This window comes from Alishewanella longhuensis, assembly GCF_014653435.1.
Lineage (GTDB): Bacteria > Pseudomonadota > Gammaproteobacteria > Enterobacterales > Alteromonadaceae > Alishewanella > Alishewanella longhuensis.
The window spans coordinates 27,534-46,460 of sequence record NZ_BNAO01000008.1 but is presented as its reverse complement, the minus strand read 5'-3'; the positions used below and the strand labels follow the sequence as shown (position 1 = coordinate 46,460).

General features: G+C 43.1%; 12 protein-coding genes. All 12 read right to left on the bottom strand.

What is annotated here, in order from left to right:
• Positions 1 to 1,731 (bottom strand): Card1-like endonuclease domain-containing protein, encoded by a 1,731-nt coding sequence (locus IE163_RS14200; RefSeq protein ID WP_189433651.1) that lies wholly within the window; start codon positions 1,729 to 1,731, stop codon positions 1 to 3.
• A complete protein-coding gene (locus IE163_RS14195) occupies positions 1,728 to 4,883 on the bottom strand; it encodes an FtsK/SpoIIIE domain-containing protein (protein ID WP_229833582.1) in 3,156 nt (1,051 codons plus the stop codon). The genes IE163_RS14200 and IE163_RS14195 overlap by 4 nt, the downstream gene beginning before the upstream one ends.
• A 22-nt stretch (positions 4,884 to 4,905) precedes the next feature.
• Positions 4,906 to 5,127 (bottom strand): hypothetical protein, encoded by a 222-nt coding sequence (locus IE163_RS14190; protein ID WP_189433649.1) that lies wholly within the window; start codon positions 5,125 to 5,127, stop codon positions 4,906 to 4,908.
• Positions 5,120 to 5,497 (bottom strand): hypothetical protein, encoded by a 378-nt coding sequence (locus tag IE163_RS14185; RefSeq protein ID WP_229833581.1) that lies wholly within the window; start codon positions 5,495 to 5,497, stop codon positions 5,120 to 5,122. The genes IE163_RS14190 and IE163_RS14185 overlap by 8 nt, the downstream gene beginning before the upstream one ends.
• Positions 5,487 to 6,815 carry a hypothetical protein gene (locus IE163_RS14180; RefSeq protein ID WP_189433647.1) on the bottom strand — a complete coding sequence of 443 codons (1,329 nt, stop codon included), beginning with the start codon at positions 6,813 to 6,815 and terminating at the stop codon, positions 5,487 to 5,489. The genes IE163_RS14185 and IE163_RS14180 overlap by 11 nt, the downstream gene beginning before the upstream one ends.
• Before the next feature lie 9 nt (positions 6,816 to 6,824).
• Entirely contained in the window at positions 6,825 to 7,094 is a 270-nt protein-coding gene (locus IE163_RS14175) for a WXG100 family type VII secretion target (protein ID WP_189433646.1), read from the bottom strand.
• A gap of 20 nt (positions 7,095 to 7,114) precedes the next feature.
• The gene (locus IE163_RS14170) at positions 7,115 to 7,429 is read right to left on the bottom strand and encodes a hypothetical protein (RefSeq protein ID WP_189433645.1); all 315 of its coding nucleotides are present in this window, start codon (positions 7,427 to 7,429) and stop codon (positions 7,115 to 7,117) included.
• A gap of 10 nt (positions 7,430 to 7,439) precedes the next feature.
• Positions 7,440 to 8,150, bottom strand: a complete 711-nt coding sequence (locus IE163_RS14165) for a vWA domain-containing protein (RefSeq protein WP_189433644.1) — start codon at positions 8,148 to 8,150, stop codon at positions 7,440 to 7,442.
• Positions 8,151 to 8,180: 30 nt separating this feature from the next.
• Entirely contained in the window at positions 8,181 to 8,510 is a 330-nt protein-coding gene (locus tag IE163_RS14160; protein ID WP_189433643.1) for a DUF4258 domain-containing protein, read from the bottom strand.
• Positions 8,507 to 8,794, bottom strand: a complete 288-nt coding sequence (locus IE163_RS14155) for a hypothetical protein (protein WP_189433642.1) — start codon at positions 8,792 to 8,794, stop codon at positions 8,507 to 8,509. The genes IE163_RS14160 and IE163_RS14155 overlap by 4 nt, the downstream gene beginning before the upstream one ends.
• Before the next feature lie 212 nt (positions 8,795 to 9,006).
• Positions 9,007 to 15,363, bottom strand: coding sequence for a DEAD/DEAH box helicase (locus tag IE163_RS14150; RefSeq protein ID WP_189433641.1), 6,357 nt, complete (start codon positions 15,361 to 15,363; stop codon positions 9,007 to 9,009).
• Between the two features lie 16 nt (positions 15,364 to 15,379).
• A complete protein-coding gene (locus tag IE163_RS14145; RefSeq protein WP_268248632.1) occupies positions 15,380 to 18,919 on the bottom strand; it encodes an STY4851/ECs_5259 family protein in 3,540 nt (1,179 codons plus the stop codon).
• Between the last annotated feature and the right edge of the window lie 8 nt (positions 18,920 to 18,927).

The following is an 18,927-nucleotide window of genomic DNA, read 5'->3' as shown; positions in this document are numbered from 1 at the left end:
TCAAATTTTCCCGAAAAAATTTAGCAAATGTTTAGAGGCTCCACTACCAAAAAACCATTCCACATTTATAAGATCATCTGATTTTTGCTTTATCACAGGATGCGAGGGGGGAAAAGACGAAATCATTATTCCGTGTCCTTTCACACCACCAAAATGTTTAGCAGTTTCACTCAGCTTCAAAACATGGTTCGCTTCAACCTTTCCACTTTTACATTCAATAATGAATAAGCGATATCCATCTGTACAAATAACATCAAACTCTTGATAACCGATATTTTCTTTAAACCCATCATGGTAATACTTAAAGTTATCATTGGAGTCGACGTTCGCAACAGACACCTCTAACCCAAGGCGTAAATCTTTTAGAACAGCAGATTCCTTTAAAGGAAGTAACACACTAAAAATATACACCTCTAGCCACTTACCTAGCAGAAACTCCAGAAAACCAGGGAATTCATCAAACACAAATGACTTACCACCAATTGTTAGCTTTGCTTGTTTATCAATTGTCAGTTCAGCGTAGAAATCATCCCCCCAACTCTTGAATGTTTCATCAGAAATATAACTTTTCAGCTCACGATACTTTGATGCGATCAAGTTACGACTTTCCCAGATTATCTGAGAAGCATTAATAATTTCTCGAGAAAGTTCTTGTTCTGTAAGACCAGGCTTGGATACTGTTAATCCATCACCGTTCAACTTCAGAAATGTTTCAACCGAATCTACTGACACAATCTCACTTTTAGTGAAACTATTAAGATTGATAACCTGTTTCTTAGAAAAATCGAAATAGAATGGCGTTGCATTTACCTTACGACAGGCGGCAAGCGCCCCTGCGTACATCAACTTGGTCCCACCCGTTAAGTTGAAACCGATCTTGGCATCGGCAGGCATTTTCGCAATCAGATCCAAAACTGTGGTTCGGACATTTTCAGGGTCATACGGGTCTACCGCGATTTCACCGTATTCAGCTTCTCCAAGAAATTGTTTCATGACATCGGCAGGGTAATGCGCAGAATTCACAAAGATATGCTTCCGGCTTGAAAACTGGATCACGCCAAGCAGGTTCGGCATACGCTGTTCGCCGAACAGGTGAAAAAAAGCATCATACTGATCATATTTCGTATTGGTTGTTCGAACCTGCCTTCCGTGCCATTCCAGCCACTCGTTTGGCAGGACGATTCTTTCTGGAGGTCTTCCTGGGTGAGAAGATGCGATAAGACGTTTTTTTAGCGTTGGGTGCCTCAGGGCCGCAAAAGCCCAGACGAAAGCCATAACCGGAGTACCCGGACTCAGGTAGAGCGTAACGAGCTTTTCACCTTCAGACGCGGCAACCGCATTCAGGGATTGAGTCGCTGCCTCATATATGCCTTCTGTGTCATTCAGATGTGTAAGGCCCACAGGGTTAAAACACACATCGACCTTTTTACCAGAATCCCTAAGCTGTTTCTTTAGCCATTCATTGAAATGATGGTGCGCCTCCGCTGTATTTGAAAACACATCAATAAACTGTCTCGCGGTTGAAGGATCAAAACCTCTGATCTCTGATGTTTTTTTTTGAAATTCATCGGCTTTATTTTCGCTTTTATCCAGGTGTGTAAAACCAAGGATGACCACGTCGGTGTAATCTTCCGCCAGCAATGCTCCAAGAACAGGGCCTGTTGTCTGTTCCAGTCCGAGTGAGGCCCTGAAATCAGTCATTCCATACCATGTCATTAAATATTTCTTCATAAACTTTCCCCATTTATGTATGGACGGAACCAACTAACCTGATTTTTCAAGCGATCGGCAAAGACAGCGCGATTGTCTGTTTCAAGTCCTTTAAATTTTCCTATTGCTCCAATGACGAATGAGCCAGCATCATCTTCATTCATGCAGAATCCGACGCGCATCTCAAAGAAACCTAGAAGATCCTTGCATGCTGAATTACAGCGCTTCCAGTTATCCACAAAGGCAATCACAAATGTCCCTTGAGGCGGACCGTCTTCCAGAATTTTCTTCAGGCTCTCTTGTGGTGAAGGTGGCTCATCTTTCTTCACCGGCCTAAAACTCGCCGGACCGGACTGAAACTCCTTGGTCGAATCCAGCCCGTCAATAATCACAATTCTTTTTGATTGTTGTAATTCCCCGGAGATCTCGGCCAGACTCAGCGTGGGAACACTCTCATGCCTTGAAACATGTCTGCTTCCGGAACTATTGAGATATTTTGATGCCCCCGCCGGAACTATGGATCGTCCGTTAAAGTAGATGATTTCATCGATGCCATTTTGAGCATCCAAGCTTTGAAGGATGGAGGCGAGCAGACCGTCGTGGATTACATCGTTATAGCCGGATATCAGTAAATTCGATGACGGTCGGTTAACCAATGTGAGTGAGAGCGGCTCAGCTTCAAAGCTCAAACGCTCACCAAGGTGCAGTTGCACCGCCTCATGGCTTTTTGAGTTGAACCAATCAGCTGCAGGCATTTCCGGCAGACGAGAACCGTTGAATATTCTTGTTGAACCGCAGTAACCACGCTGGTGTGCGGTTTGAGTAATCTTGGTAATATGATCCTTGCACAGCCCACGATCGGCAAATGGGATCAGAAACCGTTGATTTGCCGATTTTGCCCCGTTGGAATTGTTGATGATCCCCTCCGGAGGGCTGCTCAATTTGGAAGCCTCCCAGTTGCTGTTGCCAAGAATCATCGCGGAATCTTCCTCGCTGCAGGCAAGGGCAATCCGGCAGCCGATCTGACTTATCAGCTGGCCCATCGAAAGAGACTGGATTCCTTTCAATGTCTGGGTGGCCAGCAGCACATGTATGCCGTAGGCCCGTCCTTGCCTTAGCAGCTGGTTCAACATTTTCTCTGCAGGTTCAGCCACTTGCCGCCCCTCAGAAAATAGGATCTGAAACTCATCGATAATCAGCAGGATACGCGGGAGTTCGGCCGCTGAAGATTCCCTATATTCATAAAAGTCGCGGACAGCCCGGCTTTTGAACTCCTTAGCTCGTTTTTCAAGCTCCTCGGTCAAATGCGCCAGAACAGTTACCCCGTATTCGGGATCACTCTCAGTAGCCACAAGTTTTGCTTGAGGAAGCGGAGGGGAAGCATAAACACTGAATTCCGTACCCTGCTTGTAATCCAGCAGGTAGATACTCAACTCCGAGGGTGAATAAGTATGGCAGAGGCTATGAATCAGAACATGGAGCAGGTTCGATTTTCCGGAGCCTGAACGCCCGGCCAGAAGAACATGGTGCTCTGTATTCACCCCGCCGATAGAGAAAGGAACGATCTCGCCATCTGCAGTCCAGCCGATCGGCACCTGTATACCCTTAACAGCGTCGTGACCCCAGCAGTCCGAATTGCACCAGAGGTCAGTCAGGCTCTTGCTGAATTTCGCGCTCTGTTCATATATGTCAGATATGGATGCAAGAAGATCGGTCAGCTCAGAACGTCCTGGCCAGAACTCCTGTTCCTCCACAACATTTATTTCAGAGACATGCTTGGTCAGTATCTCTGCCGGAATAATGGAATCCATTCTCTTGGAATATTTATCTATCGCAGTGCGCAGCCCCGTAAACTTGCGATCATCAAGCCGACTTTCATCAAAGGTCAACACCGGAAGCACGCCGCAGACAGGGCCGTGTTCCAGAAGGCGGCCAAGGTACCAGAGGCTTTTGTCCGTCAACTGTTCCGGCACTCCGAAAATGAGCAACAGTTTATAAGGTACGGGATTGCTGCTGTTTGCCTCGTTGTAGGCAGACCAGCTATTAATCTCACCCTTGAATTTATTCTGAAGCAGATCCTCGACATAGTCCGTTAACCGGGCCAACGCATTTTCCAGTTCGTCTGACCGAGTAAGTAATCGCTGCTCGGGAAAGAGCCGTTTTACTTTCAACAGAGAAAGAAACGGGTCAAGAGACCTGCCCAATTTCAGCGGATCTGCACCTGTAATTTCAACATTGCCGACCGGCATGCAGTGCATCAGCCGTAAGATCAGCTGGTGAATCAACCGGTATCCTGTAGTCTGGTCAGGCAGCCAGAGCGATTTCTTAAAAGGAAAAGGGATCAGCCGTGGGATATAACCTTTCCAGTTCTGATAGGTAAGGTACATACGCCCGAACGCCAGAGCATCGGGGAAATGGGTGCCCGTGTTGATATTTTCGGCTGTTAACTCATTCAGATGCGGCTGACGAAGGCGGACCCTTTTGCATAGTTCATCAAGATTCTTCAGGGCCGAAACCCATTCCTTCTCAAACTCCTCGTGTACCCGATGTTTTCTCTCTCGAATCTGCTCTTTTTTTGACTTGAGAGCATTCAGCGCGTCGTTTCTTTTTCTGGCTTCCGCGAGTTTGGAATCACTCAATCGCTTAATTTTGGCCTGGATACCGGCAAGCTCAACTTTAAGGTCATTCTGGCGATTCTCCAAACCATCCTTTCGAGAGCTGAGTTTGGCTCTGGTTTTAATTAAATCATCTTTGCCAAGCTCATTCTTTTGAATCTCTCTCTGGATTCTTTCAGATTCCTCACGTTCAGCATCACCGAACACGTACTTCACGATTGAAATTAAAATGGGTCGCTCGTTAATCTCACGGTCAAGCCTATTCTTATCACTCGCGAGATCGGAAATAGCTTTTTCAATCTGCTTTATATGATCCTCTACACTACGGATCTCATCGCTTAGCGATAGCAGATCTTTCTGCAAAACTGTCTCTTTATCATGCAAAACAGCTAGTTCGCCTCTTTCCGCAGAGTCACTGACAGCTCTGAGATTGCCCATATTTCTGTCGCAGTACTGCTCCGATTGCTTCAGTTCAGTTTGAAGCTTACGGTAGGTATCTTCCTTCCTTAGAATCGCTTTATTCATTGCACCAACGGCATCGAACAGGCGTTTAGGCATGGACTCCCTGTTTTTCCGGCTGCTACTCATGGCCAATGCTTCCTATCGATTGCAGTTCTTCAGTTAGCTGATCAATCTCAGCGGCTCTGGTCTGAAATAATTCTCCCATTTGCTGAAGGCCGGAGATGTCCTGCAAAAGGGGCTCGAAAACGTCTGAGACAATAGAATGACCAAACTCGTCTCTGACTGTGTCGGAAAATTTGCCCATCTGCTGTGAAGTCACATTAAATAGGTCATCAAACATCGGCATCCTCCTCTTCAAACGGTAGTTGGAGGACGATACCATCAGCCTTTAATGCCTGCTCAATAACCCCTGAAACATCCGCAAATGATTCAGCCACACCGGCTGCAATAATCGTTTCGAGTTGCGGCTTGGCCATGATGTAGTCGGACTTGAAATCGTTATCAGAGTTTCTGACCTTTTCAATCAGCTGGTGCCAGTATTCTTCCGGTAAGGACAGGGAATACTCGCTATCTGTTAGCGAGACCAGTTCTTCCGTGAGTTGGTCAACAGCACTCATCTCACCTGCCTCCATAGCGTTCTGGAGCTTGGAGGAAAGATCCTGAGCTTTGCTGGTGTGTTCACTTGGTATCAGAGCGATTTTAATTTTCATGAGCTCCTCCGTTATTTGCATTAGAACCAGTCACCATGTCCCAGCAGGCTTTGTCGATCTCGTCTTTTGTCGGGAGCATGCCTATTAATGGCGATCCGGCACTCCGAAGGGCTTCACGCAGCTCTTCTTCTTGTTCTGGAGTTAAATCCTTGATGTCGCGTGAACATATCGTCATCGACGCATTGGCTTCCTGATGTCCACCGGACTGGAATACCATGTGGTCTTTCTGAGAATAGAGATACGAAGCCCGGCCGCATTTCACTTCAATGGCGATAGAGCCTCCGGCCGGAGCACTCATGCCTTCACCACGACCGAGAATAACCGGCACTTTCAGATCTTCGATGATCAGGTCGGTTTTTGTGAATCTGCCGTCCTCAAATGTGGTCCGGGCCTGCGTGTCCGCTTTATGTCCGAGCGGACTCAGCGCCTGTTCCACAATTTTTTCGCCACAGTAACCGCTCAGATTTCGGCGGATCTTAAGCTGAACCGCATGCCTTTCAGCAGGACCGTTGGCGGCTTCGAGCTGGCTTCTGTAGTCGGCAATCTTGGCTCTGAACGCCGGGTCACGATCGGCGAGATACTCGAAATAGTAGCGCTGCTGTTCAACGGATAGATTCAGCCTCGAATGCAGCTCTTTTGGCGTAACCGGCTTATTCGGGTCCGGTGTCCATTTCAGCCATGAATAAAATTCCGCCGCTGGCGGGTGCGTATCGAGATAGGCGTTGAGCGCTGCCTTAGCGCTTTCCAGTCGTGCTTTTCCTGTTTCAAGATGAGCAGCAGCACTGGCAAGCCGGACTGCACACTCCGTTTGCACTGTTTCCGCCAACTGAGTTGCCATATCAAGACACTGCCGGGCCATTTCATTTCGCTGCTCCATCTGCATGCGATGGTCTTTTGCAGCTTCAAAAGCTTCCTCCGCAGCTGCGACAGCGGATTCCGCTTCTGCAACAGAAGAATCTGCGGCGGCTACATCGGCCTCTTCAGATGAACAGTTTGGCGGTTCATAGTTGCCGTCCTCATCATAGCTACCACTCGCTTCGCAGGCGGATAGAGATGAACAAGCGGAACTTAACTGCTCATTGGCTGAAGCAAGCTGCTCATTAGCCTGTTCCAGCTGCTGCCCGGCCTCCATTTCGGCTTCCATCGCAGCATCCAGCAGTTGAGCGCTGTTGTCGGCCTCCTGCTGTGCTTCGGCCAACTTGGCTTCAGCCGCAGCAATTTGGGCCTGACAGGCACTCTCCATGGAGTCATAGGCCGACTGAAGTCCGGCAATTGCCTCCTCGAGATTCTCAACTTGTCCAACGGATACGTACGCCATTCCCCCACCTTAACTCTGTAAATAATCTCTTAAACGTGAAGCCAGAGCGTGAAGATAAGGGACCTGTTCCGATACGTTCGCCTCAAAATAAGAAAGCTGCTGCACCAGTGCGTTATAGTCCTCTTCAAAACTCGCTCGCTTTTCATCCTGCCAGGTATCCCCGAGGGCACCAAAGCTATGATTCAAACCGTTAACCGCTTCATTCAACGTGTCGATGAACTGCGTTAGAGACTGCGCGAAACGGTCAAGTTCATCAGGGTCGCCAATTGCCTGTGGCATAATTCACCTCCAAATTTTTGTTACCAGAAACCTTCACCGTCTCTTTCTTTCAACTTCTCAACAGCTGCCCCTTTCTCAAAAGCCAAGAGTAGCTTCTTTAATTCATTAACCTGACTTTTCAGTAGTGCATTCTGCAATTTCAACTCCGAAACAAGCTCCTGATCGACTCTCGTACTCTCGCAATCATCCGTGTTTTCTTGCACCCTTTGAGATTTACTTGGCACGTCATATAAAACCTTATTTCGTAGATACCTGACATCACTCTCAAGATCATTGATACGTCGAAGAACATCAAATTCAATCTTATCTTTTAACTCTTGGACCGCATTAGACATCAGCACCTCTTTACCAGTAACCTTCATCATTGGATGAAGCGGTTTTACTTCCAGCTGCAGCCGACTTGACACTGCCGCCGTCCAGTTTGATCTCCGACGGGGCCGGTACTACGTTCGGGTTCTTGGACTGAGTGCGTATGGTCACCGACATGGTCACTCGCTGGAAAAACTCATGCAGCTGCCCGGCGTTTTCCGCATAAAAGAGGTCATGGGGCGTGCCTTCGATAAAACGTTTGAGAACCGTTTCATCAGCATCACGTCCGATAGCCATTGCCATGCGATCGCACTTGGAAGAGCGTCCTTCGGAGATAAATTCCTCCAGCGGTCTTTCCCAGCTGTCATTAGGCTGTCCGTCAGAAACGAGAACGATCGTCGGCCGGTAGGCACGGGACGGTGTGGTCTCCTTGTCCTCGATCATGGCTTTAGCCATCTTTAGAGCGGTGCCCATAGGAGTCATTCCGTTTGCTTGTAGATCTTGCCACTTCACCTGAGATGCCTTGGTATAGGGAACCTTCAGCTCAACTTGATTACCAAAAGTGATAACAGAAACAAGAATTTCAGTCTCCATCTGCTCTTCCTGCGCAAAGGTGTCCAACATATCTTTTACAGCCTTGTTAAGGTTGTCGATATTATTTCCTGACATACTGGAGCTGACATCCAGAAGCAGAACGACGGGAAGCGGTTTAGCCGAAGTGATGGTAAACTTTTTAGGATCAAACATTACTAACTCCTTAGAAATAATGATTAAAAATTAATGTAGATGCTTATGCTTTCTTTTACTTGGCCTTAATTGGCGTAAATCATGGTTACGATAAGTAGTTAGAACAGTGCAGGTATCCGGCACTGTAAGCACGTGCAACCCATCAAGTTCTTTCAATTCAGGGCACTCACTTGCAAATTTCCTAATTTCTTTTTTACCAATCACATGAAAGACAGTTCTGCGCGAATAAACTTTTCGTCCATACTTAAGAGCTAAACGAATTTCTCGCTCATTCATCCCCCGTAAATTCATTCGCTTACGAGCATGAGCACTGATTACTGGTTGACCAAAAGTAAAGTTGTATTGCTTTTGACTACTCATCCTGCTTCCCTCATTGAATTTGCTGGATAGATATTTGCAGGATACAAGCCAAATAATTTATCTTTAAAAATCAATGGAATAAGGAGAGGTGCATCACCCTTCACAGTAAAATAAAATACAAAGCAGTAAACTTTATTACAGTTTGATATTGGTTTAATATTGAACAGAGTTACGGTGTATTCAAATGAAAATAAGAATTCTTTACATCCTAAATATTGGTGTAAATACTCTAAAAATAGAGAAGTGAGGCAGCTAGAAAAGCAAGATAAATGTTGGTATTCCATAACTACACTCCTTTGTAATACGATAACTAACCATTAGCTATTGGTATGAATACCTAAAAACCATCATGGATTCAATATAAATATCTAAATACTGGCGATAAATTATTTCAAATCATATTGTCGTAGGCATCCCGTCAATCATCTCAACGTTATAAGAATAAAAAGGGTGTAATATTAAGACAGCACTGAATCAATGCCGTCTTATTTAATTACTAATTTCCTTTATGAATAACTATATAACTGTTTCCGCCTGCTGATGCTAATTCAAAATCCCAAGTTGAAAGATCCGTTTTGGCAACATCGTCGAAATCAAATTGAATACGACTGTAAGGGCGTCTTGTTGACCAAAACCCCATTCCCTGATCAAATAAGAATTTAACTACATCGCCGTTCTTAAGTTTGATCATTAGACATCTTCCGTGATCAAGCTGATGTTTATCAGCAAATTCAGAATATACAGATATGCCATAGTGTGTACTTGCAATCTCAATAAAATCATTCACCTGATCAGTATCTTTGAAGTTATCAGCTATGCAGTATGGTCGTTTATCGTGAGTAGAATTTGGATAAGCAGTTATAATCTCAAACTCATCAACCCCAAAAGCTTCTTTGAAGTGAGCAAACATCGATATTGCCAGCCCCATACTTAGTGGGCTGAATAAATAACGATCACTATAGGAAATATGTTCAATACCTATTGAGAACAGCTCATTAAAGTCAGAAACATTAGCCTGGAAAAGACTAAATAATGCTTTTCCAAAAGAACTAAAACATACATTTACTTGTGTTGCTATGTCATCAATCAACGCAATGTTACTCACTAGTTCTGACTTAAGAGCAAGTTTTTCAAGGTCGAATAGCCGTGTTTTCAGATTGATGTTCATCGGCTTGGCAGCAACTAATGATGACTTAACGCTAGCCCCCCAATTCGGATTACAAGAAATTTGTGAGATGTCATCTGTAGCAAACCAATAGTCTCCATCAGTGAATGCCATTCTCAAGATTGGAAATGCATTTTTTGAGAGTTCAATTGGATGTTGATAAATCTCAATTTCCACACTTGGTGGTAATTTAGCTCTAAGTTGCCAAGCGAGGTTGGGTGTAAATGTCTTACTCACCTCTTCTGTTATGAGAAGACGAATAGATACGCCTCTGAAGTCTTGAATTTTTGCTAGAACGGGGGACTCCGCAAAGTCCCATTCTGAACCAGATATAAATAAATCAATACTGAGAGAGGATCGCCCTTTCAGAGAAATAAGTTGCTCAACACTATTTAATTCTGGAATAGACCGCTCGCCAAAAAATGCACGATTTTGTTCAACTTTAAATCGTTTATGAAATTTGGTTTCTTCAAAAAAGCTGATCAATAATTTTCTATCAAGTTTATCAGCATGGTGCTGAGTGTCATAATCTAGAAGACAGGCATGACAGTACGCATCACATGCAGCAGGACATTCAGCTGCAAACTTTAATATCTCACTAAACATTTCTGGCAGAATTTCAGGAATAGATGACGCATACCCAGCACCCTGCTCGGCTGTATCATAAAGATAGAGACTACATACTGATTCATTATCTGCAGAAGCAACATTTCGGGAGTACACAGAAATGCCCAGTTCAGAGGTCGAGATACCCTTTTTCTCGCAATACACTTGCCTCAGCGCTGCGCCTAAACTGAACAGTAACTTTTTATCAGATATCCACTCATGGGTAAGTGGGTTGCGAAGTTGTAACTCGAACATGCTCGTTAAACTATTAAATCCTAGAACAAAAGGGGTATGTAAAAGACCGTCTTGTTGTTGAGCAGAACTGACTTTTATACTCCAATCACTCTTTAGACATTTTGTATTTCCGTCAATTGCAGCACCAGAGAGCCTCGGATGCTCTTTACTACTTAACAAGCGGGCAGGGTTGTCTAAATCTATGAAGGTTCTACCTTCAGTGTTTTTTATTGCTAATGGTTCCATACGGCCACAACTCCAACAAAGTGCATACCCTCCGCCGTTACCATTATTGTAATAAAACAAATTACCTTTATCGGAAACCTTAAACCGACCAAATTCAGGCCGATTTAACGCCTGCCATGACACATCAGTCATTGAAATTAAAGGCTCTATATAGGGCGCGTAGTGAGGCTGAGTATAATCATTATGAAGCTGAGTAGCATAATCAACTTTAAACCCATCCGGCACAATGTATTCCATGGATTTAAGTTTGTTAGAGCCACAATCTGGGCAATTTCTTAAGTCTATCCCGCTATTCATTTCGGCCTGACAAAAGCCACACTCCTCACAATGCACAACATTTCGCAACTTTTGTATTTTGGATAATTCATGCTGATTATTTGGCGAGGTCCACGATAACTGTAGCCCCATCGAACGATAAACCGCACCGTTAAGGACTATATCGCTTCCAGGTGAAAACTCCCTGATAGCTGTTGCTAGCCCTCTTGAGGGATAACCTTTAATATCTTTTGTTCTTTCCATCCTGTTGTTGGTAATCAGCTCAACAACATTTACAGGGAATCCATATCCTGGTAAAAAAGCTCTGGATGTCAGCTCACTGAGAAGAGGTTCTTTCTCCATTGATTCTTTCTGCTTTATTAATCGGCGTTTAGCTCCCGAATCATCCTGCCCTGACTTCTGAATTTCTTCAGATAGCGCTTGCCAGCGCTTCAGCCAATGCGTTGAGGCATCTCTAATCGTCACTAAAGAATTCTCAATTAATAAAGCTGACGAGTAGCCTGCGAGCCCGCTACTGTTAACCAATAACTCCAAACTCTCGGTAATAATTTTATTGCCGGCTGCTTCATGCGATAACCAATAGATAAATCGCTCAAACAGTGCTGTGTCAGTGTCTGACGTAAAAAACTTTCCTGCTTTTAACTGAGGTAAGTTCTCTTTACTGAACTTGGTATTTAAATAAGTAGAGAGCAGAAATGCATTTATATGCCTACTTACAATTGGCACACTTTCTAGTGCAACTTTCGGTACTGGAATGGGCGTATCGAAAGGCCACTTAGGGTTAGCAAAAATTCTTTCACCATGAGGCGTTGCTTTGCAAAATGTAAAAACAACTGATGTACTTTCCCCGCGACGACCAGCTCGACCAGCGCGTTGAAGGTAATTCGCGGTTGACGGCGGAGCATTATTCATAGCGACCATGGTTAAGGAACCAATATCTACCCCCATTTCCATAGTCGTTGAGCAGTTTAATACATTCAAAAAATCTTTCTTAAATGCCTTCTCAAATAGCTTCAAATTTTCTGTATATTGCTGTGCAGAGTGTTCTGCTGAACGCATCATTGCCGGAGGTAAAAACACTGCATCAGCAACATCTCTCCAGCTACCTTCATTTTTTCTGGTGATAATAATCTCGTTACTTCCCACCCAATCACGTAAGTTTTGTGAGCTCTCACTTGCCAGCAAATCAGCCTGAGGATGAGGGATAGTCTGTAGCCTACTCGCCACTAAACAATCTTCTAATGAGGTTTTACTTGTCAGATACGGTGATATATCTCTAAACGTTGTATCTAGCCATCTTTTGGTAATAGGGCACAATGAAGCGGTCTTGGTAAGCTCAAAAGAAACTGCTTTAGAAAATTTTAAATGATAGCCATTACGCCACTCTCTAGTTTCGTCTTTATAAAACTCGATGATATTTTTGTTTTTTAGTGTATTCCATGCAAAAGTCAAAACAGCGTTGAAGAGCTCGGGATCATCCTTTGCCACCTTCTTACTGTGAAGTTCCAGCATACGCACTAACTTATGCTGATTTCCTTTATTAACTGATGGAAAGGCCCAAACGGCTCTGCTTTGCTCTTCAGTTGAAGCTTCAAAGTTTGGACCTTGCAACAGCCGAGCGTACAATTTACCGCCCATCCAGTTGACTTGATATGAATGAATATCAACAAGGGTGTTTTCCCGTATGTAAAAATCAATAATAATTTTTAGGTAACTCTTCCAATCCTCCAGATTAAGACCCAAGTTAAACCAAACAGGACAACCAACTCTCAACTCCTCTTCAGTAATGTTATCCAGTCCAGGATAAACTAATTTAACTAATCCAAGCGTTTCCAAGTTGTTGGCATTTTTAGGTCTGCGAGCAAACTCTCTTAGTATAAATAGCTCTGCAAGCTGCTTGGTGTTATCAAACCTATTATCTCTGTTTTTATATTCACCAGGTAACATGTAATCTTCGACATCAAGCTCTCCGGCCATAAGCTTTAACTCATCAGCATTAGCCAATAACGCCACAGCCTCATTCCAGGATAACTTGAACGATGCTTTACTAAGTTCAGCCTCTCTTGCCCTGATTAAATCTAAAATGCCCTTTTGTCCATCACCTTCAGGAACAAATTTTAATGCATCTCTATAGCTTTTAATTTGGGGATCACTGTCCAGATTAATTGCAGAGCTACGACTGGCAATTTCACGGTAAATTTTAGAGCGGCACCACTTTCTCTCAGAATCCAGCTGTAGCTTCGCTGAAAACCTTGCAGTTCCTTGCCGACTATCGGTAAAGGTAATAAGCCGAGCACCAACCAAAGAGTCTTCATTCTTTCGAGGAATATGACGCAATAGCTCAGGCACAATATTCGCCATCAAAAATGGCGCGCCTAGTAACGCCCTTTTAAAGGTTGAATTTGGAATGGCTTCAGTAGCATCGCAACAAGCACAACGTAGTGGGGAGTCTCTATGTGCAACACTGTACCGAATAGAAATACTATCGCCAGATTTTTCCTTAACTTGTCGTGTATCTCGAACTAAGTAAGCATCAACTGCTGCACCAACCGCTTTAAATCGTTGTAAATCAGCAGACTGAGAACTGAAAACCTGCACATTATTTTTTATCTTGTACGCCGTTTGATTTGGTTCATCTTCATGGCCTTCTTCTATGTCATCCGAATATTCATCAAGGTCATCTTGCTCTCTTGAGTGCAGAATCCTATTTCCATGCATATCAAGAACGAGCGATGCGGCAAGCGACGGCTCTCTACAATCCTTACAGTGTGTTAATTCAAATACCGGAGCACCACAGCCTTCTAAACATTTATGTCGCTCAGTAACAAAAACACGACCAAAGGGCCATTCAGCTTCTAATTCCGTTCCACGTTTGTGAACACAGTTAGGGTCAACACACGCCCATAGCCCACGTTGTGCTCGATGAAACAGGTGCGCTCTTATTGGGAAGAACGCTTCATGGTCAGTATTTCCATCTGGATAAGCATCAGTTGCAACATCGATCAACTTTAGGGCGTTATCCCTGTGTTTAGCTCCTATGAATTCAATATCTGGATAAAGCGCTTTTGCAACCTCATTTAACGTCATTGGTGATTGAATGAGTTGTTGGCGAAGTCGTCTCATTAAGGGTATCTGACATAACAGATTGAATGCATCGCCGCTGCTTATACCCTGAAAATCAGAAATCGAGATATTACCGGCAACCTCGTTATCATCTGGAATTGACGGTATAAAACGCTTCCCCCTTACTACAGAGACCTGCGCGGGAGAAACACCAGCAAGCCCAGCAAGAAACTCTTTTAGTAGCTTCTCAGTTTGCTGCCAATCTTTAGCATCTCCTATCGTTGCCGACGTTGCTACAAACCTAACATCCTCAGGTTTTACATCAAATGCAATCATCGTTCTTCGCAGCAACATCGAAATTTCCGCTGCTTGTGTGCCCACTAAGGTATGTGCTTCGTCCAAAATAATCCATCTCAGTTTCCCTCTGGATTTTGATAAGATCTCTCGATCTATCGGTCTAACGAGCATATATTCCAGGATCGTAGAGTTTGTTACTAATATTGGTGGAGGCGCACTTCTAATCTCCTCTCGATACTCCACTTTTTCAGGTTTATTTTGTTTAAATGTCTTAGTCGCTTTTGGTGGCGCAGTGTTTTCTGTCTCTCCCGTGTAGAGTGCATATCTGATTTTTCCATCAAAACCTCTTGTCCAAGCACTTAACCGCTCTTGCTGAGAATTGATTAACGCATTTAATGGATAAAGCATGATGGCCTGAACACCGATAAGCTGTGAATCCTGTTGCTCTACCTGCCTAGCCAAATCATTAAGTAGTGGCACTAAGAAACACTCGGTCTTACCCGATCCCGTACCTGAAGTCACCACCGCAGAGCGTGGCTGTTTTTGATTTAAAACTCTCCAGGCCTCTAGCTGATGGAGGTATGGTGGTCTATTAACAGGCCAGCTGTAATCTTCATCAATATCAGCCGCGTATCCCAAACGAGTTTTTGCTTGTTCTTCGTCCTTTTTCCTTTGCTGTTCAGTATCAGGTGCAAAAGCGCCATCCATACAATCAACAAGTTTGTATGAAATTTCATTTTGTTCAGCTAATTCATACATGGTTTCATTAGCTGAATACCATCCAAAAGTTGCCTCAATTACAGGATCGGCTAAAAAGCCATCACTATTCTGCTGACTAGAAAAGAGAGCTCGCAAATAACTTCGCAAACTGACATGCCTAAAATTCAGTTGATTAAGAACGGCATCAACCGACACAGACGAAACAGCCTTGTATACATTTGTCAAAGAAATACTTTTTTTCGACATTTCAAAACCTATAATTTTATCCGACTACTGTCATTCTTGAATTAGATAAAGCGGAATAAGCAGCACTAGTTGCCAGAGACATAGCCTCCTGCATCCAACCCCTGTCAAAATGTTGAAGCTGACTTAACGCAAAACTCAATGCGCTTAATGTCCAAGTAGGAAGCGGCTGTTGAAAAATGCCCAAATTGTAAAATGCTAGTTTCAAAGGCAATTCAATCGTAAGTTTATGAGCACGCCTAACAACCTCATTTTGCTCATTTTTACATGAAAAAAAACCGCGAAGATCTGCAGGTAAAATGCTCGTAGGCCAGACCCTATCGATACATTCGATTAACTCAAGATCTTTTTTCTTTGATTGCGATAGGCTCATTAGTTTGTGATGGTGCCGCTCAAACAATTTCGCTCTTGCAGCTAAAAATCGCGTTCCAATAAAAGAACTAGCATCGTTGCACCCTCTGGTATCAGCCCATATTTGCCTACTCGGACTATATGTCACCAACGCGATATCAACTAGTGTGGCGAAATAGTCACCTTTTGATATGAGCTCATTGAAAAGCCCCTTCTGGATCTCAGCATAAATGGCTGGAGCCGATATTTTTAACTCCCCTAGGTGCATCAAACTTTTTTGTTTAACTAAGTCGATCGCTTTAATCCATGCTTCAATTGGAATAATCGCCCACTCAAAAGGCAAGTAATCTGCAAGCTCCCAGACCTTATGAAATTTCGACTTATCCCTAAGTAATAGTAACGTTAAGCATGACGGATGAATCATTAAGCGCTTAAGGGCATGAAAGTTACTAGGTTCAATTTCCTCAATTAAATCAACTAGCCTATTAAAATAAGCCCATCCTTCATGCTCCGCATCGTTCGCCATTTTTGTTAGCACACGATCCAGTGAAGAAAAGTCGATCTCTCCCCTTGAGCCATACCTTTTTAGGTACTTTATTGCATACTGGAGAGAATCAACTTTTAAGCTTTCATCAAAGTCAGTGATCCCTTGCGAAGACTGATATGCAGATTTAAGTGCATACCCAATAGCTCCAAGGTTATCTACTTTCTTTCTTACAAGAGGGATTTCAAACTCTACCACTGTAGGCTTTATATTGTCTTGTCCAGGAGCCCATAACAACCAGCGCCCATATTCATCCAGCTCTGGAAGAGGAATCTCAATGAAGTCTCCAGGGCGATCAATACACTCAAGTTTGTAACCATCGCTTTCAAGATCCCAAGTAGGGCTCAGTTTCACATTCCATTGCTTAAACTCTCTCATTAAATGTAATGTTTTTCTAATGTATGCAGATTTTTCGCGGATTACAGGTGAATATTTAAACCTAGAGATCAAAGGTAACTGACTTTCCAACACTTCATTGTTTGAATAAAAGGTCAATTTTACCGTATCACTAGGGTTTGTGCCGTGTCTAAAAAGCCGTAATGCAAGATTTGCAACCGCTCTAGCAGATAACGTTTTGCTGGCGCCTGCTACATTAAGGTTCATTTCTTGTGAAACCGTTGCTTCACAACCTCTAACTGTATGTAAATCGGCTTTTACTCGAAGAACATCAGAATCAGTCTTTAGCTTTAATGTGCAGTTGATCAAGTCTTCAGCAGATAATCCTCCGGCCTCAGCCTCCCGATATATATGGCCATTTCTTGTGATAAGTGAGATAGCGTTAATATCAACCGGTAGCCGGATCTTAATAATAACATCTGGATTCTTTAACCAAAAAAGATTGAACTCAACGCTGTCAGTTAAAATATCAGTCAATTGAATGTCACAAAATGTATAGCCAGCGATAACTTCTGGTTCGCTCATCATCATGGCACTTTGACCGGGAGTTAAACCAACCTGACCGTTTTCCAACCCAGAAAGTTTTACTTCAAAAACACCTTTCCCGATGTTAATAAGTTCAGCAGAGAATGCCTCATGCAAAAAAATACATTCATAGATCCAGACAACCTCACCATCAATAACTCTTACAATAGCCCCAACACCACAACTATCTTTTAAGTCAAAGTAAGGCTTAGGATCTCCTTTGCCATTTAACCAAAAAAACTCTTTTTTATTAAAAACATTGCTAGAGCTGGACTCATCAAATACAAGGTTAGGCTTACCGATATAAACAGGTTTATCTGAAATAACATCTGAAAATATTTTCCCCTTCACATTGATATATACAGTTTTAGTCTGCTTTGAACTGGTTCGAACATGAAAATCGCCAAATACCGATGATATTCTTACGTGTCCACTGACCTTATATAACTTGCGTGAGGTGGAACTAAGATATCCAACATAGTCGATATTTGCATTTTGGTTGAAATGCATTGGCTCAGAGCTACTTGCAATAAATACTGAAGGCAGGGAACTACGAACGCTAGCGCTCCCCAGAAAATTATAAATCTGTCCATCAGCGTCAAAAATCCAAGGTACGCGTTCATCAAATCGTTCGCCATTACGATAAGCACCGGCACAAATACACTCACCATCCGAATACAACTCGTATGTCAACTCTTTTGATGCATCTTCGCCAGTAATTGCGCGTCCAAGCTCTGATACAATCCATCTTGGTTGAGCTCCAGTTACAAAATGAAAACTTGCTGTTCTATAACGTTTTCCATCTTCCGTAACGGTGAATAAATCAAAAAAATTAGGTAGTGACTGAACTGAAAACACATTTTTCAAATCGGAAGGATGGATTGTGTGATTAACATATATCTCACTTACCAAGTTAAATACGTTTTCACGCTCTGTAAGATAGCGCTTTAATCTGACTGGATTCTGCGAACGTTTGACAACTTGACTTGTTTTTTTTAGTAACTTATTTATAAGTCTCTTAGCTTCATCATCAATGACCAAAAATGGAAGCTGGTCACGCCAATTTGGATTTTTCATCTCCAATATTGCTAATGGCTCAGAGGATACATAAAGCTTATATCTGTCCCTGAATTCAATTAAACAAGAAATTAGAGAAGAAGCGAGCTCAGCAAAAGGTTGTTGTCTCAGAGTTTCTGGTAAATTAGACAACCTATCCTGAGCAACTTCATTAATTGAAGTTGCGTGCGAGAATGCTGCATAATGATTCAAAACTTCTTCAAAATATTCAGATAGATTGGTATGAGAAATACCAAGCAAATCAGCACGTGGGAAGCCACCGTGACAATATAGAGTATCTAAATATCGGTGACTCTGAGTGACATGTATTTTTATACCAAGTTTCTTAAATCCGCTTTTAACGCAATCAACAATCAATCCCCTACTACTTGAGTTATAGTCCAGGCAAATACTTGATGTAACACTTTCCCAAGTTGGCCTTTTTTGGGTATTTCTTTGAAGCCAAGTTGAAAAATAAAGGACTAATGGGCATCCCAAGCTGCCGCTATACCTGTTAAAAAGCAAGCTAATGTTTACTGTGGAAAATAATCGCTGCAAGATGGTTTGCAGATTTTCTAACTCATTATCTGTTATTTTGTATGCCCATAATGGACTACCCAAAGGGACGTCCTGCCTACTCTTAAGTAAAGAACTGGTCCACCTGTTAAGATCTTCTAATGCTATCAATTCACAAA

Excerpts from the sequence above, each read along its gene's own strand:
- IE163_RS14175 (WP_189433646.1), bottom strand. The coding sequence starts at position 7,094 with ATGCCACAGGCAATTGGCGACCCTGATGAACTTGACCGTTTCGCGCAG.
- IE163_RS14160 (WP_189433643.1), bottom strand. The coding sequence starts at position 8,510 with ATGAGTAGTCAAAAGCAATACAACTTTACTTTTGGTCAACCAGTAATC.
- IE163_RS14200 (WP_189433651.1), bottom strand. The coding sequence starts at position 1,731 with ATGAAGAAATATTTAATGACATGGTATGGAATGACTGATTTCAGGGCC.
- IE163_RS14165 (WP_189433644.1), bottom strand. The coding sequence starts at position 8,150 with ATGTTTGATCCTAAAAAGTTTACCATCACTTCGGCTAAACCGCTTCCC.
- IE163_RS14195 (WP_229833582.1), bottom strand. The coding sequence starts at position 4,883 with ATGCCTAAACGCCTGTTCGATGCCGTTGGTGCAATGAATAAAGCGATT.
- IE163_RS14150 (WP_189433641.1), bottom strand. The coding sequence starts at position 15,363 with ATGTCGAAAAAAAGTATTTCTTTGACAAATGTATACAAGGCTGTTTCG.
- IE163_RS14180 (WP_189433647.1), bottom strand. The coding sequence starts at position 6,815 with ATGGCGTACGTATCCGTTGGACAAGTTGAGAATCTCGAGGAGGCAATT.
- IE163_RS14185 (WP_229833581.1), bottom strand. The coding sequence starts at position 5,497 with ATGAAAATTAAAATCGCTCTGATACCAAGTGAACACACCAGCAAAGCT.
- IE163_RS14155 (WP_189433642.1), bottom strand. The coding sequence starts at position 8,794 with ATGGAATACCAACATTTATCTTGCTTTTCTAGCTGCCTCACTTCTCTA.
- IE163_RS14170 (WP_189433645.1), bottom strand. The coding sequence starts at position 7,429 with ATGTCTAATGCGGTCCAAGAGTTAAAAGATAAGATTGAATTTGATGTT.
- IE163_RS14190 (WP_189433649.1), bottom strand. The coding sequence starts at position 5,127 with ATGTTTGATGACCTATTTAATGTGACTTCACAGCAGATGGGCAAATTT.